The following is a 24,671-nucleotide window of genomic DNA, read 5'->3' on the forward strand; positions in this document are numbered from 1 at the left end:
TGTTTTGCTCCGCATTTGACGGGCCCGCGCGCCAACTTGGTGCATTTCGCTGGAAAGCGGGCTGCCGCACTGTCCCGGTGCATCAAAACCTGCGTGCTAAACTGGGTCGAGACCTTTGAATCCCTTATGGAGAGCCACCATGGAGCCGCCCAAGTTCGTCGACGAAATCCAGAAGAAGATGGCCGAGTTGCTGGAGAACAGCCCGGCCAAGGACATCGAACGCAATGCCAAGGCCGCGTTCGCTTCGATGCTCGGCAAGCTGGATCTGGTGACGCGCGAGGAATTCGACGTACAGCGCGAGGTGCTCGCCCGCGCGCGCGAACAACTGGTCCGCCTGGAGGCCCGCATCGCTGAACTGGAGGCGGCCCTCGCCGCGAAGTCGGGCACCAACGAAAAGTGAACCAGATTCACTTTTTACACGAGAAACTTTCGCTGGAAGAGGTGAGTCCGAGTCTCTAGCATGCAATGAACGCTGAACCGCATCGAACGAATGCGGAACACGACCCATCCAGCACAGAGACCGGACCATGACTGACGCCGCCCGCTACACCCGCACCGCGATTGCCCTGCACTGGGTGATCGCACTGCTGATCTTCATCGCCTTCCCGGTCGGCCTCTACATGGTCGACCTGCCGCTGTCCCCGCAAAAACTCAAGATCATCAGCTGGCACAAATGGGCGGGCATCACCGTGCTTGCGCTGACTCTGGTGCGCATCCTGTGGCGCAGCACGCATCGCCCGCCGGCGCTGCCGGACTCGATGAGCCGAATCGAGAAACTCGCCGCGCACGGCGCGCATCACCTGCTCTACCTGCTGATGATCGCGGTTCCCATGGCCGGTTGGCTGATGAGTTCTGCCAAGGGCTTCCCGGTGGTGTGGTTCGGCGTGCTGCCCTTGCCCGACCTGATCGGCAAGAACGAGCAACTCGCCGAGTTCTTCGAGGGCGCACACGAGTTGCTCGCGTGGCTGATGGCCGCCATCGTCATTGCCCACGCTGCGGCGGCCATCAAGCATCACCTTGTGGCACGCGACGGCATCCTCGCCCGCATGCTGCCCTTCCTGAAGTAACCGGAGCCCCTGACATGAAAAGACTGATCCCGGCCCTCGCGGCCGCAGCCCTCGCCTTGCCTGTCGCCGCCGTCGAGTACGGCACGCCGGACACCGCGAAGAGCGCGCTCAGCTTCACCACCAAGCAGATGGGCGTGCCGGTCGACGGCAAGTTCAACCGCTTCAAGGTCACGCTGAACTTTGACCCGGCCGCGGTTCAGAAAGCCAGCGCAGGCTTTGAGCTGGAGCTCGCGAGCATCGATGCAGGCAGCAAGGAAGCCAACGACGAAGTCGTGGGCAAGGACTGGTTCAACGTCAAGCAGTTCCCGACCGCCGTGTTCAAGTCGACCGCGGTCAAGGCGCTGGGCGGCAACAAGTTCGAAGTGAGCGGCCCGCTGACCATCAAGGGGCGCACGCAAACCGTGACCGCGCCTTTTACCTACAAGGCCGAGGGCAGCAACGGCGTGTTTGATGGCGCCTTCACGATCAAGCGGCTGCAGTTCGGTGTCGGCGAGGGCCCCTGGGGCGACACCTCGACCGTGGCCGACGAGGTGCTGATCAAGTTCCACCTCATCGCCGCTGCGCGCAAATGAACCCTGCCACACGTTTTCAGCTGGACGGTCGAACCCGTCCGCACCCAACCCGCACCACCCGCTCTGACAGAGGACATCACACCATGAAAAAGCTGCTCATCGCCGCTGCGATCGCCACCCTATCCGGCGCCGTCGTCGCCGCCGACACCTACAACTTCGACGCGACCCACACCTGGCCCAGCTTCGAAATCAACCACTTCGGCCTGTCGACCCAGCGCGGCCGCTTCGACAAGACCACCGGCAAAGCCGTGATCGACTTCGCCGCGAAGAAGGGCAGCGTCGAGGCGGTGATCGAGACCGGTTCGATCAACATGGGCTTCGAGAAGTGGAACGAGCACCTGAAGTCGGAAGACTTCTTCAATGCCGCCAAATTCCCGACCATGACCTTCAAGGCCGACGCGCTGACCTTCGACGGCGACAAGGTTGTCGCTGCCGACGGCACGCTGACGCTGCTGGGCGTGACCAAGCCGGTCAAGCTGACGGTGAGCAACTTCAAGTGCCTGCCGCATCCGATGCTCAAGGTGCAGGCCTGTGCCGCGGACATCAGCACCACGATCAAGCGTTCCGACTGGGGCATGACCAAGTACGTGCCTTACGTCTCGGACGAAGTCACGATCAAGATCCCGGTCGAATCGCTCAAGCAGCAGTAATCGCGGGCGTCGCCAAACCAAGGGATGCCTTCTGGCATCCCTTTTTGTTTTGGTGCCCGCCTCGACCGCTCGGGTACCCTCTGCCATGATGAAAGTTCCGACGCCGAGACCCACGATGCGACGCACGCTCGCCCCCTTCCTGCTTGCCGCCCTGCTGATCCCCGCTGTAGCGCATGCCGCAAAGACCCTGGTGTATTGCGCCGAAGGCAGCCCGGAGTCGCTGACGCGCCTCTTCGCCAACGGCCAGAACACCGCTGACGCCGGCGCGCAGGTCGCGGACACCTTGCTCGACTTCAAACCCGGCACCGCAGAACTGCAGCCGGCGCTCGCCGAGTCCTGGGAGATCTCGCCCGACGGTCTTGCATACACCTTCCACCTGCGCCGCGGCGTGAAGTTCCACAGCAGCGCGACATTCAAACCGACACGCGATTTCAATGCCGACGATGTGCTGTTCACCTGGAACCGCCAGGCAGACAAAAGCCACCCGTATCACACGCTCGCCGGCAATCTGGCCTATGTCCAGTTCAACAACCTGCGCATGGACGAAAACGTCGACAAGCTTGAAAAGCTCGACGCCAACACGATCCGCTTTCGCCTGAAAACACCCGAGGCTCCGTTCCTGACCCGCATGAGCTTCGACATGCTCGGCATCCAGTCCGCCGAGTACGCCGCACAGATGAGTGCCGCCGGTACACCCGACAAACTCGACCGCGAACCGGTCGGCACCGGGCCCTTCCAGTTCGTCAGCTACCAGAAGGATGCGGCGATCCGCTACAAGGCCTTTGCCGATCACTGGCGCGGCAAGCCCAAACTCGACAACCTGATCTTCGCGATCGTACCCGACGCCGCGGTGCAGCTCGCCAAGCTGCGTACCGGCGAATGCCATGTATCGACGTCGGTGAAGCCGGCCGATATCGCACAGATCGAGAAGGAGCCCGCACTCACGCTGGTGCAGCAGCCCGGGCTGAACGTCGGTTACCTCGCGCTCAACACGCAGAAGAAGCCCTTCAACGACAAACGGGTGCGTCAGGCGCTCAACCTTGCGATCGACCGCAGCACGATTCTCTCGGCGATCTATCAGGGCCGCGCGCTGGTCGCGAAGAACCTGCTGCCACCCGCGTATTGGGCCGCCAATGCCAAACTGTCTGCGCTCGCCTACGATCCAGCCAAGGCCAAGGCACTTCTGGCCGGTGCGGGCTATCCGAACGGCTTCGACATGGAATTGTGGTACCTGCCGGTGCTGCGTCCGCACAACCCCGACGGCAAGCGCATGGCCGAGCTGCTGCAGGCCGACTTCGCAAAGATCGGGGTGCGCGTGAAGCTCGCAACCTACGAATGGGGCGAGTACCTCAAGCGCAGCCGCGCCGGCGAACACCAGGCGGTGATGTTCGGCTGGCTCTCGGGCAACGGTGAGCCGGACAACTACTTCGAACCGCTGCTCTCGTGCGACGCGGCGAAAAGCGGTGGCAACCTTGCACGCTGGTGCGACCCGCGCTTCGAGGATTTGCTGCAACGCGCCCGCAAGATCAGCGACCGTAGCGAACGCGCCCGTCTCTACGCGACCGCACAGGAAATCCTGCGGGACGAATCTCCGCTGCTGCTGATCGCCCACGGCAACCGGGTCGGCGTCACCCGCAAGGAAGTCTCCGGCTTCCTGCTTGAACCCACCTACGGCCTGAATTTCTACAACGTCGATCTGAATCGCTGAGGCGTGCCATGAACGTGAATATCGAGACCGAGCGACTCCGCCTGCGCCCCTTCACCGAAGACGATCTCGACGCCTTCCACCGCCTCGGCACCGACCCGGACGCGATCCGCTACGTCGGCAATACGCCCTTCCGTTCGCGTGAAGAAGCGCTCGAGGTGCTGCGCGCCGCGCCGCTCGCCGACTACGCGACCCGCGGTTTTGGCCGCTTCGCCTGCGAGTGGAAGGAAAGCGGCGAAGTGATCGGGTTTTCCGGCCTCAAGTACATTCCCGAATTCGACGAGATCGAACTCGGTTACCGCTTCCTGCCCGCGTGGTGGGGCAAGGGCCTCGCCACCGAAGCCGGGCACGCCTCGATCGCCTTCGCCAAGGCGACGCTGCATCTGCAAAGGGTGATCTCGCTCGTCGATCGGGAAAACGTATCCGCCGCCAAAGTGCTGCGCAAACTCGGCTTCGCCTATGAAAGCGACGTCGAGTTCCACGTCCGGCACGGTGGGCACATCGAGTTGTGGTCGCGCACGCTATCCTGAAGCGGCACCGACGCATTGAAGGCGGGCGGCCGCGCCCGCCTCTGCTGTGGCGCACAGCACCACCATCGATCCTGCCACTTGAGGCCCCATGAACGTCATCATCGAAACCGAACGCCTGCGGCTGCGCCCCTTCCGCGAAGACGACGCCGAAGCCTATCGCCCGCTCGTCACCGACCCCGCAATCACCCGCTACGCCGGCGGCCCGGGGCCCGACAGCATCGAGGGCGTGCGAGAGGTGATCCGCAATGCGCCGCTCGCCGACTACGCGCGCTATGGCTACGGTCGCTTCGCCGTGGAATGGAAGGCGAGCGACCAGCTGATCGGCTTCAGCGGCCTCAAGTTCCTGCCCGAATTCAATGAAACCGAACTGGGCTACCGCCTGCTGACCGAATTCTGGGGGCGCGGGCTGGCCACCGAAGCCGGCGCCGCGTCGATCGCGTTTGCACGCGACACGCTGCACCTGACGCGCCTGATTTCGGTGATCCACCCGGACAACCATGCCTCAAAAGGCGTCGTGCGCAAGCTGGGCATGGCCCTCGAGCGCCTGGAAGCCTACGAACCGCTTGGCGGCGCGCCGGTCGAGATCTGGTCGCGTCGCCTCGACTGAGCAGAACAGAGCGCTCGCCCGTTGAAGCCGGACGTCCCGCGCGGCTATGATCTGCCGACACACAGTGCTGTCCATGCAGCAGCACCGGGTTGTAACGGACGCCACGCGCCACCCGCGTCGCCGGACACATCCCAGCATCGCCCCGGATTGCGGTAACCCCGACAGGAGAGATCGATGTTCAGTTTGCGTTGCGCCCTCGCCGCCACCGCGGCCAGCCTCGCCCTCGCGGCCCAGCCCGCGGCCGCGGCCAAAACGCTGGTGTACTGCTCGGAAGCCAGCCCCGAAGGCTTCAATTCCCAGTTCTTCACCACCAACACCACGCACGACGCCGCTTCGGCGCAGTTGATGAACCGCCTTGTGGAATTCGAAGTCGGCACCACGAACATCGTGCCCGGTCTTGCAACGAGCTGGGAAATCTCGCCGGACGGCCTGAACTACACCTTCCACTTGCGCCAGGGCGTGAAGTTCCACACCACGGCCAAGTACAAGCCGACGCGCGACTTCAATGCCGACGATGTGCTGTACTCCTGGTACCGCATGGCCGACCCGAACCACCCCTTCCACAAGAACAGCCCCGGCCAGACCTACGCCTACTTCGACGATATGGGCATGGGCAAGATCGTCGAAAAGCTCGAAAAGCTCGACGACACCACCGTGCGTTTCAAGCTGCGCCAGCCTGAAGCGCCCTTCCTCGCCAACATGGCGATGGACTTCATGTCCATCCTCTCGGCCGAGCATGCCGAGAAGATGAAGGCTGCCGGCACGCCCGAACTGATCGACCGCGAGCCGGTCGGCACCGGCCCATTCGCGCTGGTCAGCTATCAGAAGGACGCGGTGATCCGCTACAAGGCGCATGAACAGTACTGGGACGGCAAACCGGCGATCGACAACCTGATCTTTGCGATCACGCCGGATGCCTCAGTGCGCTACGCCAAGATCAAGGCCGGCGAATGCCACCTGATGGCCTTCCCCAAGCCCGCCGACCTCGCGCAGATGAAGGCCGACCCGGCGATCAACCTGATGACCAAGGAAGGCCTCAACGTCGGTTACCTCGCGCTCAATACCGAGAAGAAACCCTTCGACGACAAGCGCGTGCGTCAGGCGATCAACATGGCGATCAACAAGAAGGCGATCCTCGACACGATCTACCAGGGCGCCGGCCAGATGGCGAAAAACCCGATCCCGCCGATCATGTGGGGCTACAACGACCGGGTGAAGGACTACGACTACGCCGTCGATAAGGCCAAGGAACTGCTCGCCAAGGCCGGCCTCAAGGACGGCTTCGAGATGGAACTGTGGTACCTGCCGGTGCAGCGCCCCTACAACCCGGACGGCAAGCGCATGGGCGAGCTGATCCAGGCTGATCTGGCGAAGATCGGCGTGCGGGTGAAACTGGTCACCTACGAATGGGGCGAGTACCGCAAGCGCAGCAAGGCTGGCGAGCACCAGGCGGTGATGTTCGGCTGGTCGGGCGACAACGGCGACCCCGACAACTTCTTCACTCCGCTGCTCTCCTGCGACGCGGTGAAGGGGGGCGGCAACAGCGCGCGCTGGTGCAACAAGGACTTCGACGACCTGATCGCGAAAGCCACCCGCACGGCCGACCGCAAGGAACGCTCGAAGCTGTACGAGAAGGCGCAGGAGATCTTCAAGGAAGAGGCGCCGTGGGTGCCGATCGCCCACTCGGTGCGCTTCGAACCGGTGCGCAAGGAAGTGAAGAACTACAAGATGGCCGCGGTGCCGGTCAGCCATTTCCTGTCCAAGGTCGACATCGCGAAGTAGTCACGAACCCGGGGCGGCACGCAACATGCCGCCGCCCCACACTGGAGCTGCAGATGCCCAGCAATCCCTACGCCGGTACGGTCATCGTCGTCGGCAACGACGGCCTCGGCCACGGCGACGACACACTGCGCCGCAAGGTGATCGTCACCTACTTCCGCGCGCTGTTCGAGAGCGGCAACCTGCCCAAGGCGATCCTGTTCTACACCCGCGGCGTGCTGCTCTCGGCCGACGATTCGCCCTGCCTCGCCGAACTCAAGGCGCTGGAGGAAGCGGGTGTACCGCTGATCCTCTGCCGCACCTGCCTCGAATACTTCAACCTGATGGACCGTGTCGCCGTCGGCGAGATCGGCAACATGCTGAACGTGATCGAGGCGCAGGGCGCGGCAGAAAAGGTCATCACCCTCTGACGCCGATGCTCGCCTTCCTCCTCAAACGCCTCGCCGTCGTGGTCCCGACCTTCATCGGGATCACGCTGCTGGTCTTCTCGCTGATCCGCATGATCCCCGGCGACCCGGTCGAGGCGCTGTCCGGCGAGCGCGGCATGGAGCCGGAGCGCTATGCACGGCTGATGCATGAGTTCGGGCTGGATCGCCCGCTGCCGGTGCAGTACTTCGAATTCGTCGGGCGCGCGCTGAAGGGCGATCTGGGCTACTCGATCGTCAGCCATGAGCCGGTGCTGCGCGAGTTCCTCGACCGCTTCCCGGCCACCTTCGAACTGGCCTTGTGCGCGATCCTCTTCGCGATGCTGATCGGCATCCCGGCGGGCATGCTCGCGGCAGTCAAGCGCAACACGCCGATCGACTACGGCGTGATGGGCGTGTCGCTCGCCGGTTATTCGATGCCGATCTTCTGGTGGGCGCTGCTGCTGATCCTGTTCTTCTCGGTACAGCTGGGCTGGACGCCGGTGTCCGGCCGCCTCGACATCCTGTTCGACCCGCCCAGGGTCACCGGGCTGATGCTGGTCGATGCATGGCTGTCGGGCGAGGAAGGGGCATTCCGCTCCGCAGCGTCGCACCTGATCCTGCCAACCCTCGCGCTCGGCACGATCCCGCTCGCCACGCTCGCCCGCATGACACGCAGCGCCATGCTCGAAGTGCTGCGCGAAGACTACATCCGCGCCGCGCGCGCCAAGGGGCTCTCGCCCTTCAGGGTGGTGGTGAAGCACGCGCTGCGCAATGCGCTGATCCCGGTGGTCACCGTGCTGGGCCTGCAGGTGGGTGTGCTGATGGGCGGCGCGGTGCTGACCGAAACCATCTTCGCCTGGCCCGGCATCGGCAAGTGGCTGATCGAGGCGATCCACCGCCGCGACTACCCGGTCGTGCAGGGCGGCATTCTGCTGATCGCGACGCTGGTGATCGTCGTCAATCTGGTCGTGGATCTGCTCTACGGCATCATCAACCCACGCATCCGGCATCCGCGATGACGCCACAACAACCGCCGCATCCAATGCTGGAACTCTGGCGCGATTTCGCGCGCAACCCCGGTGCCGTGGGCGGCCTCGTCGTCGTGCTCTTGCTCGTCGTTTGCGCGCTGTTCGCCGAATGGCTGGCGCCGCACTCGCCGATCGAACAGTTCCGCGACACGGTGCTCGCGCCGCCCGCGTGGGCCGCCGGCGGTCATTCGGAGTTCCCACTCGGCACCGATCCGGTTGGGCGCGATCTGCTGTCACGACTCATCTTCGGCGCGCGCCTCTCGCTGGGCATTGGTCTGGTGTCGGTGTCGCTGTCGCTTGGCTTCGGCATCCTGCTCGGTCTGGTGGCCGGGTTTTCGCGCGGCTGGGTTGGCACCGCGGTAATGCGCCTGATGGACATCCTGCTCGCGCTACCTTCGCTGCTGCTGGCGGTCGCCGTGGTGGCGGTGCTCGGGCCGGGCCTGATCAACGCGATGTACGCGATCGCGCTGGTGCTGCTGCCGCACTATGTGCGCCTGACCCGCGCGGCGGTGATCGCGGAACGCGACAAGGAATACGTGCTCGCCTCGCGCATCGCAGGCGCCGGTACGCTACGACTGATGTTCATCACGGTGCTGCCGAACTGTCTCGCGCCACTGATCGTGCAGGCAACCCTTGGGTTTTCCACTGCAATCCTCGACGCGGCGGCACTCGGCTTTCTCGGCCTCGGCGCGCAGCCGCCGGCCTCCGAATGGGGCGCGATGCTGGCGAGCGCGATGGAGTTCATTCAGTCCGCGTGGTGGGTCGTCACCTTTCCGGGCATCGCAATCTTCGTCACGGTGCTGGCCTTCAACCTGATGGGGGACGGGCTGCGCGACGCGCTGGACCCAAGACTGAAACGATGAGCGAAACACGCATCCGTCTGCGCCGGATGACCCTGCTCGACGCACCGGCGGTAGCCGCCCTTGCGACCGAGCTGGGTTACCCGAGCGACGCAGCACGCGTCATCGCGCGGGCCGACGAAGTGCTCAAACGCGAAGACCACGCGGCCTTCGTCGCGACGCTGGGCGATGCGGTGCTGGGCTGGGGACACGCCTATGTGTGCTACCTGATCGAGAGCGAGCCCTACGTCGAAATCGGCGGGCTGGTCGTCAGCACGCATGCACGTGGCGCGGGCGTCGGCACGAAACTGGTCGAAGCCATCGCCGGCTGGGCACGCACGCAAGGGGTCGATGCCCTGCGCGTACGCTCGCAGATCAAACGCGAAGCGGCCCACGCCTTCTACCGCAAGCGCGGCTTCGTTGAACGCAAGACGCAGCTCACCTTTGTGCGGCCACTCGCCAAGCACGACTGAACGGATCTCGCATGGCGCTTCTCGACGTACGCAATCTCCAGGTGCAGTTCGGCGCGGCTGACCAGCCCCTGCGCGCGGTGGACGGGCTCGACCTGTCGATCGACGCGGGCGAAGTGGTCGGGCTGGTCGGCGAATCCGGCTCCGGCAAGAGCGTCGCGTCGCTGGCGCTGATGGGCCTGATCGATCCGCCCGGCCGTGTGGAGGCCGAACGCCTGCAATTCGATGGCCGCGACCTGCTCGCGATGCGCCCGGCGCAGCGGCGCCAATTGCTCGGCCGCGACATTGCGATGATCTTCCAGGACCCGGCCACCAGCCTCAACCCCTGTTTCACGATCGGCGACCAGATCGTCGAAACGCTGGCGGTGCACGAAGGCGGTTCGCGCCGCGCCCTGCGGGCGCGTGCGCTGGACCTGCTGCGTCAGGTCGAGATCCCCGATGCCGAGCGCCGCCTTGATGCGTATCCGCACCAGATTTCGGGCGGCATGAGCCAGCGCGTCATGATCGCCATGGCGATCGCCTGCAACCCGCGCCTGCTGGTCGCCGATGAACCGACCACCGCGCTCGATGTGACGGTGCAATCGCAGGTGCTGCAACTGCTGCTGCGTCTGCAGCGCGAGCGCGGCATGGCCCTGCTGCTGATCACCCACGACCTGGCCGTCGTTGCCGAGGTGGCGCAACGGGTGGTGGTGATGTACGCCGGGCAAGTCATGGAGCACGGCGAGGTGCCCGCCATCTTCCGCACCCCTCAGCATCCCTACACCCAGGCCCTGCTCGACGCCCTGCCGGAACACAACCGCGGCAGCGCGCGGCTGCAGAGCCTGCCCGGGGTGGTGCCGGGTCAGTTCGACCGCCCCGGCGGTTGCCTGCTGGCACCACGCTGCCGCTACGCCGACGCCAATTGCCGGGCAACACGCCCCGCGCTTGTTTCGGACGGCGCAAACAGGGTCCGCTGCCACTATCCGCTCGGCGTTGCGGCGGCCGCCGCCGAAGCCATCGATCGCCCGCCGGAGACCGCCCGATGAGTGCGCTGCTGTTCGAAGCGACGGCCCTCACCAAACACTACCTTGTGCCGCAGGGGCCGTTCCGCCCGAAGGCGGTCGTGCGCGCCCTCGACGGCGTCAGTTTCGGCGTGCGTGCCGGCCACACCCTTGCGGTGGTAGGCGAATCGGGCTGCGGCAAGAGCACGCTGGCGCGCCAGATCACGATGCTCGAATCGCCGACCTCGGGGCATCTCGCACTGGAAGGCATCGCACTCGAAGGGGCATCGAAAACCGACCTGTTGCGCCTGCGCCCGAAGGTGCAGATGGTTTTCCAGAACCCGTACGCCAGCCTGAATCCGCGCAAGCGCATCGGCAGCATCCTCGAGGAGCCCCTGAAGATCCATACCCGCCTCACCGCGGCGGAGCGCAGCGAGCGGGCGCGCGAGATGATGGCCCGCGTCGGCCTGCGGCCGGAGCACTATGGCCGCTATCCGCACATGTTTTCAGGCGGGCAGCGCCAGCGCATCGCGATCGCCCGCGCGCTGATGACGCAACCGGGTCTGGTGGTGGCGGACGAGCCGGTTTCCGCGCTCGACGTATCGATCCAGGCGCAGGTATTGAACCTGCTGATGGATCTGCAACGCGATACCGGGGTGGCGTATGTGTTCATCTCGCACAACCTGTCGGTCGTCGAGCACATTGCCGATGAAGTGATGGTGATGTACCTGGGGCGGGTGGTGGAACAGGGACCGACGCGGGTGGTGTTCGACACGCCTCGCCACCCCTATACCCGGGCCTTGCTGGCCGCGACGCCGCGGCTCGACCCTGCTGAACGCGGTCAGCGCGTGTCAGTGATCGGCGAGCCGCCGTCGCCGCTGGCACCACCGCCGGGCTGCGCCTATGCCGGTCGCTGCCCGCTGGCGCAAGCCCGCTGCACGGCCGAAGTGCCGCTGCTGCGCGATGTTGGCGGCCTCCGCGTGGCGTGTCACTTTGCCGAAACGGCAGACTGATTCACAGGGCGGCGATCAGGTTCCTGCGACCGCGGTACAGAAAGTCTCAAGCTCCGCGGCGATCAGCGGATCAAGATCCAGATTCGACAACTCGTCGGCAATCCGCGCGCTGAGTTCTTCCTTGCTGCCGAACAGCACGATCTCGCCCGGCAGTACGCACGCGTGCAGCAGCGGGTCGCCGACGCTGACCACGCGCCAGCGCTTTCCGACGCGCTGCGGCGTCAGATTGATCAGCGTGCCCTTCGGGTCGTCGATTTCACTGAATCCGGTCACGCGCTCGCCATCCGCACACTGCACGAACAGCCCGCCCAAGCCGCCGAGCATTGGCTGCGCCAGTCCAAAATGTCTTCCGGGCGGGAGCAGTACGCCGCCGACAGGCATTGCGGTATCCATGATTGCCTCCTTCCTGCACCAACGAGGCGAAAAACCCCGTGCGATTTCAGTGTATGCGCTGCAGCATTGCAGGCCTAGGCGTACACACCCAAAACCACACCAACAAATGCACAGAAGTGTTGCTGCAATGCAAAAAGGCGGACCGCCTCTCGGCAGCCCGCCTTCCGGATGACTCGGGAACGCTTGGGGTCAGCGACCCGCTGCGGCGCGCAAGGCCTCGGCCTTGTCGGTGGCTTCCCAGGTGAATTCCGGCTCGTCGCGGCCGAAGTGGCCGTAGGCGGCGGTTTTCTCGTAGATCGGGCGCAGCAGGTCGAGCATGTTGATGATGCCCTTGGGGCGCAGGTCAAAGTGCTCCTGTACCAGCTTGGCGATCTGCTCGTCCGGGATCACGCCGGTGCCTTCGGTATAGACGGTCACATTGATCGGCTTGGCGACCCCGATCGCGTACGACACCTGCACCTGGCACTGGCGGGCCAGCCCGGCAGCCACGACGTTCTTCGCAACGTAGCGCGCCGCATAGGCGGCGGAGCGGTCGACCTTGGTCGGATCCTTGCCGGAGAACGCGCCACCGCCGTGCGGGCAGGCGCCGCCGTAGGTATCGACAATGATCTTGCGGCCGGTGAGGCCGCAGTCGCCCTGCGGGCCGCCGATGACGAAGCGACCCGTCGGGTTCACCAGGTACTTGGTGTCCTTCAGCAGTTCCGCCGGAATGACGCCCTTGATGATGTCCTCGATCACCGCTTCCCGGATCATTTCCTGCGTGATGTCCGGTGCGTGCTGGGTCGACAGCACCACCGTGTCGATCGAATGCGGCTTGCCGTCGACATAGCGGAAGGTGACCTGGCTCTTGGCGTCCGGGCGCAGCCACTGCAGGCGGCCGTCCTTGCGCAGCTCAGACTGACGCTGCACCAGGCGGTGTGCGTAGTAGATCGGCGCCGGCATCAGCTGCGGCGTCTCGTCGCAGGCGTAGCCGAACATCAGGCCCTGGTCGCCGGCGCCGGTGTTCAGGTAGTCGTCGGAGGCGTGATCGACGCCCTGGGCGATATCCGGGCTCTGCTTGTCATAGGCCACCAGCACCGCGCAGCCCTTGTAGTCGATGCCGTATTCGGTGTTGTCGTAGCCGATGCGCTTGATCGTGTCGCGCGCAACCTGGATGTAGTCGACGTTCGCGTGCGTCGTGATCTCGCCCGCCAGCACCACGAGGCCGGTGTTGCACAGCGTCTCGGCCGCCACGCGGGCATGTTTGTCCTGCGTGAAGATCGCATCGAGGATGGCATCGGAGATCTGGTCCGAAACCTTGTCCGGATGGCCTTCGGAGACCGACTCGGAGGTGAAGAGGAAATCGTTGCTCATGGATCGCTCCAAACAAAAAACCCCGTAGCAGCCATCGTGGCCGGCTCCGGGGTTCGAGCTGGCGACGCTTTAGCAGTATTTTCGACGCCGGATTTCGACACCGTTCCGCCCTGCAAGTTGTCGGTTTAACGCGGCGGATCAGCTATTATCCCCCGGCCGAGCCAACTCGGTCAAACAAGGGCCGAGGCCCTGCCCCGCGCAATGAACACCTTCTTCCGCCTGCTCGGCCACCTGCCCCTGTTCGTATTGCACCTGTTCGGCACGGCCATCGGCCTGCTCGTCTGGGCGGTGTCCGCCAGCTATCGCCGCACCCTCTCCGCCAACCTGTCGCAAGCGCTCGGCCACCGCGCGCCGCTTGGCGCATGCCTGGTGAATGCGATCGAAGCCGGCAAAGGCGCCTTCGAAACCGCCTGGGTCTGGACGCGGCCGCAGTCAGCGCTGGCCCGCGCGGTGCGATCAACCAGTGGGTATGAAGCGGTCGGCGCGGCATTGGCGGCGGGCCGCGGCATCCTCTTCGTCACGCCGCATCTGGGCTGTTTCGAAATCTCGGCGCAGTACTACGCCGCGCTCAGCGGCCCGATCACCGTGCTGTTCCGGCCGCCGCGCAAGAACGTGCTGGCACCGCTGATGGACGCCGGACGCAACCGCGGCCGCATGAGGGCCGTTCCGGCCGATGCCGGTGGCGTGCGCCAGTTGCTGAAGTCACTGAAAGCGGGCGAAGCGATCGGCATCCTGCCCGATCAGGTGCCGCGCGAAGGCGAAGGCGTATGGGCCGAGTTCTTCGGCCGCCCCGCCTACAGCATGACGCTCGCAGCACGGATGGCCGGCACCGGCGGCTCGGCCGCATTCATCGCCTTTGCCCGTCGCCTTTCCTGGGGACGCGGATTCCACCTGCACATCGAACCGCTGGACCTGCCCGATGCGCCGCTGCCGCAGCGTGTCGCCGCGCTCAACGCAGCGCTCGAGCGGCAGATCCTGTCCAGCCCGGCGCAGTACCTGTGGGGTTACAACCGCTACAAATGTCCGCCAGGCGTAAGCCCCCCAACCACCGCCCCGGCGCCCGCGGAGGTCGTGCGATGAGCCGTCTGGTGGTGATCTTCCTGTGGTGCTTCCACTGGCTGCCCCTGCCGCTGCAGGCGGCCTGCGGTAACGCGCTCGGCTGGCTGCTCTACTGGGTGGTGGCTCCTCGCCGCCGTGTCACGCTCACCAACCTGCGCCTGTGCTTCCCTGATCTGTCGGAGCGCGCGCGTGCGCGGATGGCGCGGCAGCATTTCATGTACGTTGCCCGCAGTTTCCTCGAACGCGGCGTGCTGTGGTTCGCCTCCGCGGACCGGATCCGCCGTCTCGTACGCGTCGAAGGGCTGGAACACCTGAAGACGGTGATCGACAGTGGTACACCGGCGATCCTGCTGGTACCGCATTTCTGCGCGCTCGACGCGGCCGGCACCCGCCTTGCGACCGAGGTGAACTGGGTCAGCATCTACTCGTCGCAGAAGAACAAGGTGCTGGAACGCTGGCTGCTGCACGGCCGCACCCGCTTCGGCAACCAGGTGCTGTTCTCGCGCCAGGAAGGCGTGCGCCCGGTGATCAAGAAGCTGCGCGAGGGCGGGTATGGCTTCTTCTACCTGCCGGATCAGGATTTCGGCCCGCGCGACTCGATCTTCGTGCCCTTCTTTGGCGTGCAGGCCGCCACCGTGCCCGGCCTGCCGCGCATCGCGCGCATGGCGCGCGCCCAGGTGCTCAGCGGCATCATCCGCATGATGCCGTGGGGGCGCGGTTACGAACTGACGATAGGTGCGCCGTGGGAGGACTTTCCCGGCGACGACGAATACGCCGATACGCTGCGCATGAATCAGGAACTGGAGCGCCACGTGCTGACCATGCCGGCGCAGTATTACTGGGTGCACAAGCGCTTCAAGACCCGTCCGGAAGGCGAACCCGGGTTCTACTGATCGGCAGGCCGGTCATTCGCAACGAGGCGCCGGATCACGAGCGGAAAGGCGGCGGAGCCGGCAAGCGCCGCTGCCGACACGATCAGCGCCAGCGCCGCGCCGTCGGCTGCGAGCCAGTCACGCTCAGGGCGCCACAGGTCGAAGCCGAGCGCGATCCCGGCGACCGCGCACATAACGGCCAGCACGATCATCAGAAGAGGGAGCCATGGCACAGACTTCATGCGGCGATTCTCCCATGCCGACCGCGGCCAACAAGTGGATCGCCCTACGCCCGCCCACCCCAGCCGACATTCCGCAGCTCGCCGACGCGATCCGGCGCAGCACCCGTCTGCATCGCCCCTGGAGCCACATCGAGGCAAGCCATGAAGCCTTGACCGCTTGGGTCGCCCGATCCCAGTCGGCCAGTTTCCAGGCCCTGCTTGCGCAGGACCGTGCCAGCGGCGCACCGATTGCCGTGTTCAACCTCAGCCAGATCATTTACGGCGCGTTCTGCAACGCCTATCTCGGCTATTACGCCATGGCGAGTCACGCCGGACGCGGCTGGACACGCGCCGCGCTGCCACTGGTGCTCGACGTCGCCTTCCGCCAGCTCAAGCTGCATCGGCTCGAAGCCAATATCCAGCCACAGAACGCCGCGTCGATCGCGCTGGTGTCCGGCGCCGGATTCCGCCTCGAAGGCTTCTCGCCGCGATACCTGAAGATCGGCGGTCGCTGGCGCGACCACGCCCGCTATGCGATCACCGCGGAAGAATGGGCCGTGCGGCGCCGCACACATCGGCCACCCACCCCCAAGGCCGTGTGAACGTTGGCGGCGGTCAATGTCCGCCATCGGCCTCCGGCAGCTCATCCGGCGCGATGCGCAACTGCGCCGCCCCCTGATCGGCAAGCCCGACGCCGGGATCTGGCACCGCGTTCGGCGGCGGTTTGTAGTCGATGCCGAAACGTCGCTTCATCGCCATGTTGCAGGCAATGTAATCGCCGGCGGAAGGCGTGCCGGGCATCGGATCGGCCAGGTAACTCATGATCGACGCGCGGTCGAGGTGCCGGTGTCCGATATGCGTCTTGCTGGGCATGGCAGTGCGCCATCTCTGGTGGTGACGGATCCTGCGGCCATTCTGCCGCATTGGCGAGCGATCCACGCTGCGCTTGTCCGCACTGCCTTGCCGCACCGCACGATCGACTGCTACCCTGACCGACCCGCCACCCCCCGGCGGCGAACACCACCGAATCCGACCATGCAGAACGACTACCTTGAACGCATCCTGAACGCCAACGTCTACGACGTTGCCATCGAAACCCCGCTGGAGCTGGCGCCGAACATGTCGGCGCGTGCGCACAACCGCATCCTGCTCAAGCGTGAAGACATGCAGCCGGTGTTCTCGTTCAAGATTCGCGGCGCCTACAACAAGATTGCGAAGCTCTCTGCCAAGGCGCGTGAGCGCGGCGTGATCTGCGCCTCGGCGGGCAACCACGCGCAGGGCGTTGCGTTGTCGGCCGCCAAGATGGGCATCCGCGCGGTGATCGTGATGCCGGCCACGACACCGGCGATAAAGGTCGATGCAGTGCGCGCGCGCGGCGGTGAGGTGGTGCTGCACGGCACCTCATACGACGAGGCCTACGGCCACGCGAAAGAGCTGGAGCAAGCGGAGAAGCTGACCTTCGTGCATCCGTTCGACGATCCGGACGTGATCGCCGGCCAGGGCACGATCGGCATGGAGATCCTGCGTCAGCACCCAAAGCCGATCCACGCGGTGTTCTGCGCGATCGGCGGCGGGGGGCTGATCGCCGGCGTAGCCGCCTACATCAAGCGCCTGCGTCCGGAGACGAAGATCATCGGCGTCGAAACCTATGATGCCGACGCGATGGCGCGCTCCTTGGCTGCCGGTGAGCGGGTCCGGCTCGACCACGTCGGCCTCTTCGCTGACGGCACCGCGGTGAAGCTGGTTGGCGAAGAGACCTTCCGCCTCTGCAAGGATCTGGTCGACGAGGTGATCCTGGTCGACACCGACGCGATCTGCGCGGCGATCAAGGATGTGTTCGAAGACACCCGCTCGATCCTGGAACCCTCCGGCGCGCTCGCGATCGCCGGCGCCAAGGCTTACGCCGCGCAGCACAAGCTGCGCGACAAGACGCTGGTGGCGGTGGCATCAGGCGCCAACACCAATTTCGACCGCCTGCGCTTCGTCGCCGAGCGCGCCGAGATCGGCGAGCAGCGTGAAGCCGTGCTGGCGGTGACGATTCCCGAGAAGGCCGGTAGCTTCCGCAAGTTCTGCACCCTGCTCGGCAACCGCAACATCACCGAATTCAACTACCGCTACGGCGACAGCGATACCGCGCACGTCTTCGTCGGGGTGCAGGTGCATTCGCGCGCCGAATCCCTGAAGCTCGTCGAAACCCTTCGCCGCCACGATCTCGACACGCTCGATCTCACCGACGACGAGATGGCCAAGCTGCATGTGCGCCACATGGTTGGCGGCCACGCGCCGGCCGCGGATCACGAACGCGTGCTGCGCTTCATCTTCCCGGAGCGGCCGGGCGCGCTGATGACCTTCTTGAACCACATGCGTTCGGACTGGAACATCTCGCTGTTCCACTACCGTAACCACGGCGCGGATTACGGCCGCGTACTGGTAGGCATCCAGGTACCGCCACAGGACGACGCGGAGTTCTCGGCCTTCCTCGACAAGCTCGGCTACGAGTACGTCGACGAGACCAGCAACCCCGCCTACAAGATGTTCCTCGGCTAGGCGGCATGTTCAAGCTCCTGCTTGTCGCCGGCGGCGGCTTCGTCTCGAACTTTGCGATCCAGATCGCTGCCGGGGTGCTGATTGTCCGCATGGTCAATGGCCCTGGTACCCGCTGGCTGGCCCGCAAACGGCTGAGCGGCGCGATCAAGACGCTGTCGGCGGTGAGCTTCTCGTTGCTGCTGACCTTCTTCATACAGATCGCGATCTGGGCCGGCATCTTCCGCGCGCTGCACCAGTTCGACGACATGGAAACCGCGGTCTACCACTCCGCGGTGAACTTCGCGACGCTCGGCTATGGCGACATCGTGATGCAGGCGCCGTGGCGCATCCTCGGCCCGCTCGAAGCGATCTGCGGCAACCTCACATTGGGTATCGCGGTGGGTGTGCTGGTCAGTGCCCTGCGGGTGATCCAGGGCACCGAGCGTTGATGCGAATCAGGCGGCCGGCCGCCTGAGGCGCCGATACTCGCAACTCCGCCCAACACCGCCGGTCGCACCGGCACAGGCCGACACCATGCAGACCCGCCCGATCACCGCCGCCCATATCCCGCAGCTGGTTCCGATCTTCATCGAGATCTTCAACGCGCCGCCCTGGCACGACGGCTGGACGCCGGAAGTCGCCACCGAGCGCTTTGAGAGTCTGGTTGCAAACCCCAACTTCCGTGGCTTCGCGATCTGGGAGAACGACGTGCCACTGGGCTTCGCGCTGGGCGCACGTGAACGCTGGCACGACGGCTGGTTCTTCGCGCTGCGCGAGATGTGCGTCGCGCGCGCACGGCAAGGCGAAGGGATTGGCCGGCGCCTGATCGAAGCCATGTGCGAAGACCTGCGCGAAGAAGGCATCAGCTCGATCAACCTGCAGACCGGCGAAAACGCCCCCGGCCACGCCTTCTACGCCCGGCTCGGCTTCAGCGAAATGCCGCTGGTGACGATGAGCAAGCTGCTCGGCAGCTGACATCAAGCACTGCCGGAAACGCCCGGCAACAACCCGGCCTCCGGCAAAGGCCGGGGAAGCGTGGATAATCGCGGCTCCACCCTGTTCGCGGCCGCCATGCCTTCCGAATTCAGCCTCATCGCCCGGCATTTCACCCGCCCGACCCGGCACACCGTGCTAGGCGTGGGTGACGACTGCGCGATCGTGGCACCGTCGGCCGGCCACGAACTGCTGGTATCGAGCGACATGCTGGTCGCCGGCACTCATTTCCTGCCGGATACCGATCCGCTCCGCCTGGGCTGGAAGACTGCCGCAGTCAATATCTCGGATATCGCCGCGATGGGCGGAACGCCGCGCTGGATCACGCTTGCGCTATCGCTGCCGGCGGCGGACGAGGCCTGGATCGCGGCGCTGGCGCAAGGCTTTTCGGAATGCTGCACGGCCTTCGACGTTGACTGGATCGGCGGCGACACAACCCGCGGGCCGCTGAACCTGTGCGCCACCGTGTTTGGCGAAGCGCCTAGCGGACAAGCGATCCGCCGCGGCGGCGCACGGCCCGGCGACGAGGTCTGGGTGTCCGGCTGGCCGGGTCTGGCCGCACTGGGTCTGCGCCACCTGCTCGACGGCATACCGCTTGCCGAGGACTGGCGCGCGATCTGCGTCGACGCGCTCGAACGCCCGCAGCCGCGCGTCGCACTGGGGCAATCGCTGCGCGGCATCGCCAGCGCGATGCTCGACGTATCCGACGGGCTGGCCGGCGATCTCGGCCATATCCTCAATGCGTCGGCGTGCGGCGCCGTGCTCGACGAAGCAGCGCTGCCGCTCGGCCCCGCGCTCGCCGCCTGCAACGACGCTGCGCGAGCCCGGCACTGCCTGCTCGCGGGCGGCGACGACTATGAACTCGTATTCACCGCACCCCCTTCGCAGCGCACCGCGCTACAGGCTATCGCCGCCGCGCACGGCGTGCCGCTGACCCGTATCGGGGCCTGCACCGCGCAAACCGGTCTGTACCTGCGCGCGCCCGACGGCCGCGTCGAGGCACTTGCCGCACAGGGTTTCGATCACTTCGCATGAACCGCCCCGCCCTCACGCTCATCTGTACCGCCATGTTCTGGGCAGCGATCTGGTGGCCCTTCCGCTGGCTGCTCGAACACGGGTTGTCTACGCCGCTGGCGAATACGCTGGCCTTCGGCTTCGGCGCGGTGATTGCGCTGGCCTGGTCGCGCGGCCGCCTGCCGGGCTTCATGCGCGACCCGCGCCTGCTGGTGCTCGCGCTCGCCTCGGCGATCTGCAACCTCGGCTACAACGCGGCCGCCACCCACGCGCCGGTGATGAAGGTGGTGCTGTTGCTTTACACCGCGCCGCTGTGGACCGTGCCGCTGGCCTGGTGGCTGCTGCGCGAGCGTCCCGGCCTGCGCGGCAGCGTGGCGCTGGCGCTGTGTGTCGGCGGCGCCTTGCTGATGCTGTGGCACCCGGCATTGGGCTACCCCTGGCCGGCGTCCGGCTGGGAGTGGATCGGGCTCGCCGCCGGCGCCAGCTTCGCGGTTTACAACGTGTTGATTCGCGCCCTGCCGCATGGCGACGAGAAGGAACGCGTCGCACTGATCTTCATTGTCGAGTTCGTGCTCGCGGGCGCGTGGCTGCTCGCCGACGGCGAAACCCTCGCGGCACCCGGCGCCGCCCCCTTGGGGATGACGGCCTTTGTCGGCATCGCGATGTGGGGCATCATCATCGCGATGCAGTGGGGGCTGCAACGCTTGCCCGCCAACCTCGCCGCGGTACTGATGAGCACCGAACTGGTCTTCGCCGCGCTGTTTTCATGGTGGTGGGCCGGCGAGACGCTGAGCGCGCGCGAGCTCACCGGTGCCTTGCTGGTCGCCAGCGCCGCGCTGATCTCGGCCTGGCAACCGGCCGAAGCCCCCGCCACCGCCTGACGCCGGAATCCCATGCCGATCCAGCCCACGCCCCGTTTCCTGCTCGCCCACCCGGCCCACTTTCTGGCGCTGGGGCTCGGCTCCGGCCTCGCCCCGAAGGCGCCCGGCACCTTCGGCACCCTCGCCGCCTGCCTGCTGTACCCGATGCTGCGCGGCCTGCTGCCGCACGACTGGGCCTTCCTCGCCTTTCTCGGATGGAGCTTCGTGCTCGGTTGCTTCGCAATCGAAATCACCGGCCGCAAGCTGGGCGAGATCGACCACGGCGCCATCGTCTGGGACGAGTTCGTCGCAATGTGGCTGGTGCTGTTCTTCACGCCGCCCGGCCTCACCTGGGCGATTGGCGCCTTCGTACTGTTCCGCGCCTTCGACATCCTCAAGCCACCGCCGATCCGCCAGTGCGATGCGCGCTTCAAACACGGACTTGGCGTGATGTTCGACGACCTGCTGGCCGCCGGCTATGCGCTGCTGGTGCTCGCCATCCTCAAACGGATCATTGGCTGATGGATCACGAACTCGAACGGCTCTCGAAAGACATCGGCGACTGGCTCGCCGCGCGCGGCCATGTGCTGGCCACCGCCGAATCGTGCACCGGCGGCTGGATCGCCGAGGTGGTGACGGCCACATCGGGCAGTTCCGGCTGGTTTGACCGCGGCTGGATCACCTACTCCAACGAAGCCAAGCAAGCGATGCTGGGTGTGCAGGCGGCCACGCTGGCAACCCATGGCGCAGTGAGCGAAGCGGTGGTGCGCGAGATGGCCGAAGGCGCGCTGGCCGCTTCGGCCGCGAGCCATGCGATTGCGGTGTCCGGCGTCGCCGGCCCCACCGGCGGTACGCCCGAAAAGCCGGTCGGCACCGTGTGGATCGCCTGGGCAGAACGCGGCGGCACGACCCGCGCCGAATCCCACCGTTTCGATGGCGACCGTGAAGCAGTGCGGCGCCAGACCGTGATCCGCGCCCTCGCGACACTGATCGCTTGAGCGATCCAAACACCCACCCGCAATTTCGCACGCCTTCTCATGCAACTCGACATCTTCCGCGCCAACCTTCACCAACCCGAACACGCTGCCGCCATGCTCCTGCTGCTCGACGCCTATGCCCGCGACCCGGCAGGCGGCGCCGAGGGGCTCAAGGACGAGGTCAAGGCACGCCTGCCGCGCGCCCTCGCCGACCGCCCTGGCGTGCATGTGCTGCTCGCCTTCGCCGAAGGCGAGCCAGCCGGGCTCGCGATCTGCATGGAAGGCTATTCGACCTTTGCCGGCGCACCGCTGCTGAACCTGCACGACTTCGCCGTGCTGCCGACCCATCGCGGCGCCGGCATCGGCCGCGCGCTGATGACGCAGGTGGTCGCGCTCGCCGAGAAACTCGAGTGCTGCAAGGTCACGCTGGAAGTACTCGAAGGCAATGCGCCGGCGCGTGCGCTATACCGTGACTGTGGCTTCGAGGACTACGCGCTCGACCCGGCCTGGGGCAAGGCGATGTTCATGCAACGCTGGATCGGAGACTGAGCGGGGGCCATTCAAGCGCAACGCGATTGCGCCGTGAACGCTGCAGCGGGTGTCGCGCGCAGACACCCGCCTTGAGCGAGATCTCAGGTCACTGCGCGAGAAAGGTTGCGCCATGCTGGATTTGCGTTCCCGCCCCACGGTGCTGATCGTCGACGACGCCGCGGACAACATCGACATCCTCAGCAACGCCTTGAAGGACGATTACCGCGTCAAGGTGGCCAACAGCGGGGAGCGCGCGCTGCGACAGGTGTATTCCGACACGCCGCCCGACCTGATCCTGCTCGACGTGATGATGCCTGAGATGAGCGGCCATGAAGTCTGCCGTCGCCTGAAGGCGAATCCGGACCGGCGACGCATTCCGGTGATCTTCGTGACGAGCATGGACGCCGCCGAGGACGAGGCGTTCGGCCTCTCGCTTGGCGCCGTCGACTACATCACCAAGCCGATCAGTCCGGCCATCGTGCGGGCCCGCGTGCGCACCCACCTCGCGCTGTACGACCAGACGCTTGAACTTGAGAAGATGGTGGCGCAACGCACAGCGGAACTGAGCGAATCGCGCCGCCAGCTGATCGGCTGCCTTGCCCGCGCGGCCGAATTCCGCGACAACGAAACCGGCAACCATGTGATGCGGATGAGCCACAGCGCGCGCCTGATCGCACTGGCAATGGGGCTGGGGCCTCTGACGGCGGAGCTGATCCAGATGGCGGCGCCGATGCACGATATCGGCAAGATCGGCACGCCGGACCGGGTGCTGCTCAAGGCCGGCCCCCTTGCCCCGGAAGAATGGACAACGATGAAGCGGCATGCCGGCATCGGCGCCGAGATCATCGGCGAGCACGACGACGATCTGCTTCGCGCGGCACGTTCGATCGCGATGTCACACCATGAGAAATGGGACGGCAGCGGCTACCCGGCCGGCCTGAGCGGCGATGCGATCCCGATTGAGGGCCGCATCGTCGCGCTTGCCGACGTCTTCGATGCCTTGATGTCGGTGCGGCCCTACAAGGCCGCGCTGTCGCTGGAAGCGGCGCTGGACTACATCCGCAGCCAGAGCGGCCGGCATTTCGACCCGACGGTGGTCGCGGCCTTCGAGCATTGCCTGCCGGATCTGCTCGAGGTGCGCCAGCGTTATCTCGACGAGGGTGACACCGGGGCGGCTACTTGAGCTTGTGCGCCGAGAGCAGCACAGCCTTGCCGGCCACGAAACTGACTTTGATGTTGCGTTCGGCATCGCCCCACTGACAGAGGCGCACGCCCAGGGTTTCATCGCAGCTCGCCGGCGTGCCGATCACATCCTCGACTTCGGCCTGCGTCATGCCTGCATGCAATTGCTCGTAGCGCTGCAGCGTGAGCTTGCTGCAGCCATTCAACAGGGCCAGAACCAGACACGTGGCGAACAGGAGCGGCGGCTTCATGCGTCGGACTCGCGCGTTTCGTCGCCCCAGCGGGGCATCAGCGTGTTGGGCACGGCGAGTTGGTCGAGCACCCGCGCGACCACGAAGTCCACCATGTCTTGCACTGACTTCGGGTGGGTGTAGAAGCCGGGGCTGGGCGGCAGGATCACGACGCCCATGCGTGAGAGCTTCAGCATGTTCTCAAGATGCAGCGTGGAAAACGGCGTTTCGCGCGGCACCAGCACGAGGGTACGGCGTTCCTTCAGGCACACGTCGGCCGCGCGCTCGATCAGGTTCGACGACAGCCCTGCGGCAATTGCGGCCAAAGTACCCATCGTGCAGGGGCAGATCACCATCGCGTCGGGCGGGTTGGAGCCGGAGGCGAGCGGCGCGAACCATTCCTCGCGGCCGTACACCGCGAGTTGGGCCTCCGCCGCGCCAAAGCGTTCGGCGAACAGCGCCTGCACTTCCGACGGGCGCGCCGGCAGTGCGAGGTCCATTTCCTGCCGCGCCACGATCTGCGCGACTTGCGAATACAGCAGCTCGACCTTGATGCCCGCAGCCAGCAGGCATTCGAGCAGGCGGATGCCGTAGGGCATGCCGGAGGCGCCGGTGAAGGCAAGGGCGATGCGGCGGGTCATCGGTTTACTCCGTGAGCGAGCATCAGGCAATTGTACGTGGCCATGCGGCCATGGTGCCCGCGCGTCGGTGCGATCTCGCCGTGTCGCGCTTCAGCCTGCCTCGCCGAGTGCTGCAAGGGTCTCGATGAGGACTTCGGCTGCGGCGTGGAGGAAGGCGCTCATGTCGTGCTCC

32 protein-coding genes are annotated in these 24,671 nt (G+C 65.9%); 26 read left to right on the forward strand and 6 right to left on the reverse strand.

Features of this window, described 5'->3' with window-relative positions; genetic code table 11:
• Positions 1 to 139 precede the first annotated feature (139 nt).
• The 14 genes from GGR36_RS12535 (at position 140) to GGR36_RS12600 (ending at position 11,647) form a co-directional block, all read left to right on the forward strand.
• Positions 140 to 400 carry an accessory factor UbiK family protein gene (locus GGR36_RS12535; RefSeq protein WP_183635082.1) on the forward strand — a complete coding sequence of 87 codons (261 nt, stop codon included), beginning with the start codon at positions 140 to 142 and terminating at the stop codon, positions 398 to 400.
• Between the two features lie 127 nt (positions 401 to 527).
• Positions 528 to 1,067: a cytochrome b gene (locus tag GGR36_RS12540; protein ID WP_183635083.1), complete on the forward strand. Its 540-nt coding sequence runs from the start codon at positions 528 to 530 to the stop codon at positions 1,065 to 1,067.
• Between the two features lie 14 nt (positions 1,068 to 1,081).
• Positions 1,082 to 1,639 carry a YceI family protein gene (locus tag GGR36_RS12545; protein WP_183635084.1) on the forward strand — a complete coding sequence of 186 codons (558 nt, stop codon included), beginning with the start codon at positions 1,082 to 1,084 and terminating at the stop codon, positions 1,637 to 1,639.
• A gap of 83 nt (positions 1,640 to 1,722) precedes the next feature.
• Positions 1,723 to 2,289, forward strand: coding sequence for a YceI family protein (locus GGR36_RS12550; RefSeq protein WP_183635085.1), 567 nt, complete (start codon positions 1,723 to 1,725; stop codon positions 2,287 to 2,289).
• Positions 2,290 to 2,404: 115 nt separating this feature from the next.
• The gene (locus tag GGR36_RS12555; RefSeq protein WP_183635086.1) at positions 2,405 to 3,997 is read left to right on the forward strand and encodes an ABC transporter substrate-binding protein; all 1,593 of its coding nucleotides are present in this window, start codon (positions 2,405 to 2,407) and stop codon (positions 3,995 to 3,997) included.
• 8 nt (positions 3,998 to 4,005) lie between these two features.
• Positions 4,006 to 4,524 carry a GNAT family N-acetyltransferase gene (locus GGR36_RS12560; protein ID WP_183635087.1) on the forward strand — a complete coding sequence of 173 codons (519 nt, stop codon included), beginning with the start codon at positions 4,006 to 4,008 and terminating at the stop codon, positions 4,522 to 4,524.
• Between the two features lie 88 nt (positions 4,525 to 4,612).
• The gene (locus GGR36_RS12565; protein WP_183635088.1) at positions 4,613 to 5,131 is read left to right on the forward strand and encodes a GNAT family N-acetyltransferase; all 519 of its coding nucleotides are present in this window, start codon (positions 4,613 to 4,615) and stop codon (positions 5,129 to 5,131) included.
• A gap of 174 nt (positions 5,132 to 5,305) precedes the next feature.
• Complete coding sequence (locus GGR36_RS12570; protein WP_183635089.1) at positions 5,306 to 6,913, forward strand: ABC transporter substrate-binding protein; 1,608 nt, start codon at positions 5,306 to 5,308, stop codon at positions 6,911 to 6,913.
• A gap of 53 nt (positions 6,914 to 6,966) precedes the next feature.
• A complete protein-coding gene (gene yedF, locus GGR36_RS12575; protein ID WP_183635090.1) occupies positions 6,967 to 7,320 on the forward strand; it encodes a sulfurtransferase-like selenium metabolism protein YedF in 354 nt (117 codons plus the stop codon).
• Positions 7,321 to 7,325: 5 nt separating this feature from the next.
• Positions 7,326 to 8,336, forward strand: a complete 1,011-nt coding sequence (locus GGR36_RS12580; protein WP_183635091.1) for an ABC transporter permease subunit — start codon at positions 7,326 to 7,328, stop codon at positions 8,334 to 8,336.
• Positions 8,333 to 9,208 (forward strand): ABC transporter permease subunit, encoded by an 876-nt coding sequence (locus tag GGR36_RS12585; protein WP_183635092.1) that lies wholly within the window; start codon positions 8,333 to 8,335, stop codon positions 9,206 to 9,208. The genes GGR36_RS12580 and GGR36_RS12585 overlap by 4 nt, the downstream gene beginning before the upstream one ends.
• On the forward strand, positions 9,205 to 9,657 hold the full coding sequence (locus GGR36_RS12590; RefSeq protein ID WP_183635093.1) for a GNAT family N-acetyltransferase: 453 nt from the start codon (positions 9,205 to 9,207) through the stop codon (positions 9,655 to 9,657). The genes GGR36_RS12585 and GGR36_RS12590 overlap by 4 nt, the downstream gene beginning before the upstream one ends.
• An 11-nt stretch (positions 9,658 to 9,668) precedes the next feature.
• Positions 9,669 to 10,679, forward strand: a complete 1,011-nt coding sequence (locus tag GGR36_RS12595; RefSeq protein ID WP_183635094.1) for an oligopeptide/dipeptide ABC transporter ATP-binding protein — start codon at positions 9,669 to 9,671, stop codon at positions 10,677 to 10,679.
• A complete protein-coding gene (locus GGR36_RS12600; RefSeq protein WP_183635095.1) occupies positions 10,676 to 11,647 on the forward strand; it encodes a dipeptide ABC transporter ATP-binding protein in 972 nt (323 codons plus the stop codon). The genes GGR36_RS12595 and GGR36_RS12600 overlap by 4 nt, the downstream gene beginning before the upstream one ends.
• A gap of 15 nt (positions 11,648 to 11,662) precedes the next feature.
• Here the strand turns inward: GGR36_RS12600 and GGR36_RS12605 are convergent, their stop codons facing one another.
• A complete protein-coding gene (locus GGR36_RS12605) occupies positions 11,663 to 12,040 on the reverse strand; it encodes a hypothetical protein (RefSeq protein WP_183635096.1) in 378 nt (125 codons plus the stop codon).
• A gap of 189 nt (positions 12,041 to 12,229) precedes the next feature.
• Positions 12,230 to 13,393 (reverse strand): methionine adenosyltransferase, encoded by a 1,164-nt coding sequence (gene metK, locus GGR36_RS12610; protein ID WP_183635097.1) that lies wholly within the window; start codon positions 13,391 to 13,393, stop codon positions 12,230 to 12,232.
• A gap of 201 nt (positions 13,394 to 13,594) precedes the next feature.
• Here metK and GGR36_RS12615 point away from each other — a divergent pair, with 201 nt between their 5' ends.
• Together GGR36_RS12615 and GGR36_RS12620 are read left to right on the forward strand one after the other, a co-directional pair.
• A complete protein-coding gene (locus tag GGR36_RS12615; protein ID WP_183635098.1) occupies positions 13,595 to 14,473 on the forward strand; it encodes a lysophospholipid acyltransferase family protein in 879 nt (292 codons plus the stop codon).
• Positions 14,470 to 15,345 carry a lysophospholipid acyltransferase family protein gene (locus GGR36_RS12620; RefSeq protein WP_183635099.1) on the forward strand — a complete coding sequence of 292 codons (876 nt, stop codon included), beginning with the start codon at positions 14,470 to 14,472 and terminating at the stop codon, positions 15,343 to 15,345. Before GGR36_RS12615 ends, GGR36_RS12620 begins: the two co-directional genes overlap by 4 nt.
• On the opposite strand, the gene GGR36_RS12625 is transcribed toward GGR36_RS12620, so the two are convergent.
• Positions 15,339 to 15,566 carry a hypothetical protein gene (locus tag GGR36_RS12625; protein WP_183635100.1) on the reverse strand — a complete coding sequence of 76 codons (228 nt, stop codon included), beginning with the start codon at positions 15,564 to 15,566 and terminating at the stop codon, positions 15,339 to 15,341. The genes GGR36_RS12620 and GGR36_RS12625 overlap by 7 nt on opposite strands.
• Positions 15,567 to 15,580: 14 nt before the next feature.
• Between GGR36_RS12625 and GGR36_RS12630 the strand changes: the two genes are divergently transcribed.
• Positions 15,581 to 16,147: a GNAT family N-acetyltransferase gene (locus GGR36_RS12630; protein ID WP_183635101.1), complete on the forward strand. Its 567-nt coding sequence runs from the start codon at positions 15,581 to 15,583 to the stop codon at positions 16,145 to 16,147.
• Positions 16,148 to 16,160: 13 nt separating this feature from the next.
• Here the strand turns inward: GGR36_RS12630 and GGR36_RS12635 are convergent, their stop codons facing one another.
• Positions 16,161 to 16,418 carry a hypothetical protein gene (locus GGR36_RS12635; RefSeq protein WP_183635102.1) on the reverse strand — a complete coding sequence of 86 codons (258 nt, stop codon included), beginning with the start codon at positions 16,416 to 16,418 and terminating at the stop codon, positions 16,161 to 16,163.
• Here GGR36_RS12635 and ilvA point away from each other — a divergent pair.
• The 9 genes from ilvA to GGR36_RS12680 all read left to right on the forward strand — a co-directional run bounded on the left by ilvA (position 16,401) and on the right by GGR36_RS12680 (position 23,629).
• Positions 16,401 to 18,092: a threonine ammonia-lyase, biosynthetic gene (gene ilvA, locus GGR36_RS12640; protein ID WP_183635103.1), complete on the forward strand. Its 1,692-nt coding sequence runs from the start codon at positions 16,401 to 16,403 to the stop codon at positions 18,090 to 18,092. The genes GGR36_RS12635 and ilvA overlap by 18 nt on opposite strands.
• 5 nt (positions 18,093 to 18,097) lie before the next feature.
• Positions 18,098 to 18,520 carry an ion channel gene (locus GGR36_RS12645; protein ID WP_183635104.1) on the forward strand — a complete coding sequence of 141 codons (423 nt, stop codon included), beginning with the start codon at positions 18,098 to 18,100 and terminating at the stop codon, positions 18,518 to 18,520.
• Positions 18,521 to 18,605: 85 nt separating this feature from the next.
• The gene (locus GGR36_RS12650) at positions 18,606 to 19,046 is read left to right on the forward strand and encodes a GNAT family N-acetyltransferase (protein ID WP_183635105.1); all 441 of its coding nucleotides are present in this window, start codon (positions 18,606 to 18,608) and stop codon (positions 19,044 to 19,046) included.
• Between the two features lie 96 nt (positions 19,047 to 19,142).
• Complete coding sequence (gene thiL, locus GGR36_RS12655) at positions 19,143 to 20,099, forward strand: thiamine-phosphate kinase (RefSeq protein ID WP_183635106.1); 957 nt, start codon at positions 19,143 to 19,145, stop codon at positions 20,097 to 20,099.
• Positions 20,096 to 20,959: a DMT family transporter gene (locus GGR36_RS12660; RefSeq protein WP_183635107.1), complete on the forward strand. Its 864-nt coding sequence runs from the start codon at positions 20,096 to 20,098 to the stop codon at positions 20,957 to 20,959. Before thiL ends, GGR36_RS12660 begins: the two co-directional genes overlap by 4 nt.
• Before the next feature lie 12 nt (positions 20,960 to 20,971).
• Positions 20,972 to 21,460 carry a phosphatidylglycerophosphatase A family protein gene (locus GGR36_RS12665; RefSeq protein ID WP_221229584.1) on the forward strand — a complete coding sequence of 163 codons (489 nt, stop codon included), beginning with the start codon at positions 20,972 to 20,974 and terminating at the stop codon, positions 21,458 to 21,460.
• The gene (pncC, locus tag GGR36_RS12670; RefSeq protein WP_207064511.1) at positions 21,457 to 21,936 is read left to right on the forward strand and encodes a nicotinamide-nucleotide amidase; all 480 of its coding nucleotides are present in this window, start codon (positions 21,457 to 21,459) and stop codon (positions 21,934 to 21,936) included. Before GGR36_RS12665 ends, pncC begins: the two co-directional genes overlap by 4 nt.
• A 39-nt stretch (positions 21,937 to 21,975) precedes the next feature.
• Positions 21,976 to 22,464 carry a GNAT family N-acetyltransferase gene (locus GGR36_RS12675; protein WP_183635109.1) on the forward strand — a complete coding sequence of 163 codons (489 nt, stop codon included), beginning with the start codon at positions 21,976 to 21,978 and terminating at the stop codon, positions 22,462 to 22,464.
• Between the two features lie 112 nt (positions 22,465 to 22,576).
• Complete coding sequence (locus GGR36_RS12680; RefSeq protein WP_183635110.1) at positions 22,577 to 23,629, forward strand: response regulator; 1,053 nt, start codon at positions 22,577 to 22,579, stop codon at positions 23,627 to 23,629.
• Here GGR36_RS12680 and GGR36_RS12685 read toward each other — a convergent pair.
• Positions 23,622 to 23,879, reverse strand: coding sequence for a DUF3862 domain-containing protein (locus GGR36_RS12685; RefSeq protein WP_183635111.1), 258 nt, complete (start codon positions 23,877 to 23,879; stop codon positions 23,622 to 23,624). The genes GGR36_RS12680 and GGR36_RS12685 overlap by 8 nt on opposite strands.
• Positions 23,876 to 24,499, reverse strand: a complete 624-nt coding sequence (locus GGR36_RS12690; protein ID WP_183635112.1) for a flavin prenyltransferase UbiX — start codon at positions 24,497 to 24,499, stop codon at positions 23,876 to 23,878. The genes GGR36_RS12685 and GGR36_RS12690 overlap by 4 nt, the downstream gene beginning before the upstream one ends.
• Positions 24,500 to 24,671 lie beyond the last annotated feature (172 nt).

The sequence above is a fragment of the Niveibacterium umoris genome (assembly GCF_014197015.1).
GTDB classification, from domain to species: Bacteria; Pseudomonadota; Gammaproteobacteria; order Burkholderiales; family Rhodocyclaceae; genus Niveibacterium; species Niveibacterium umoris.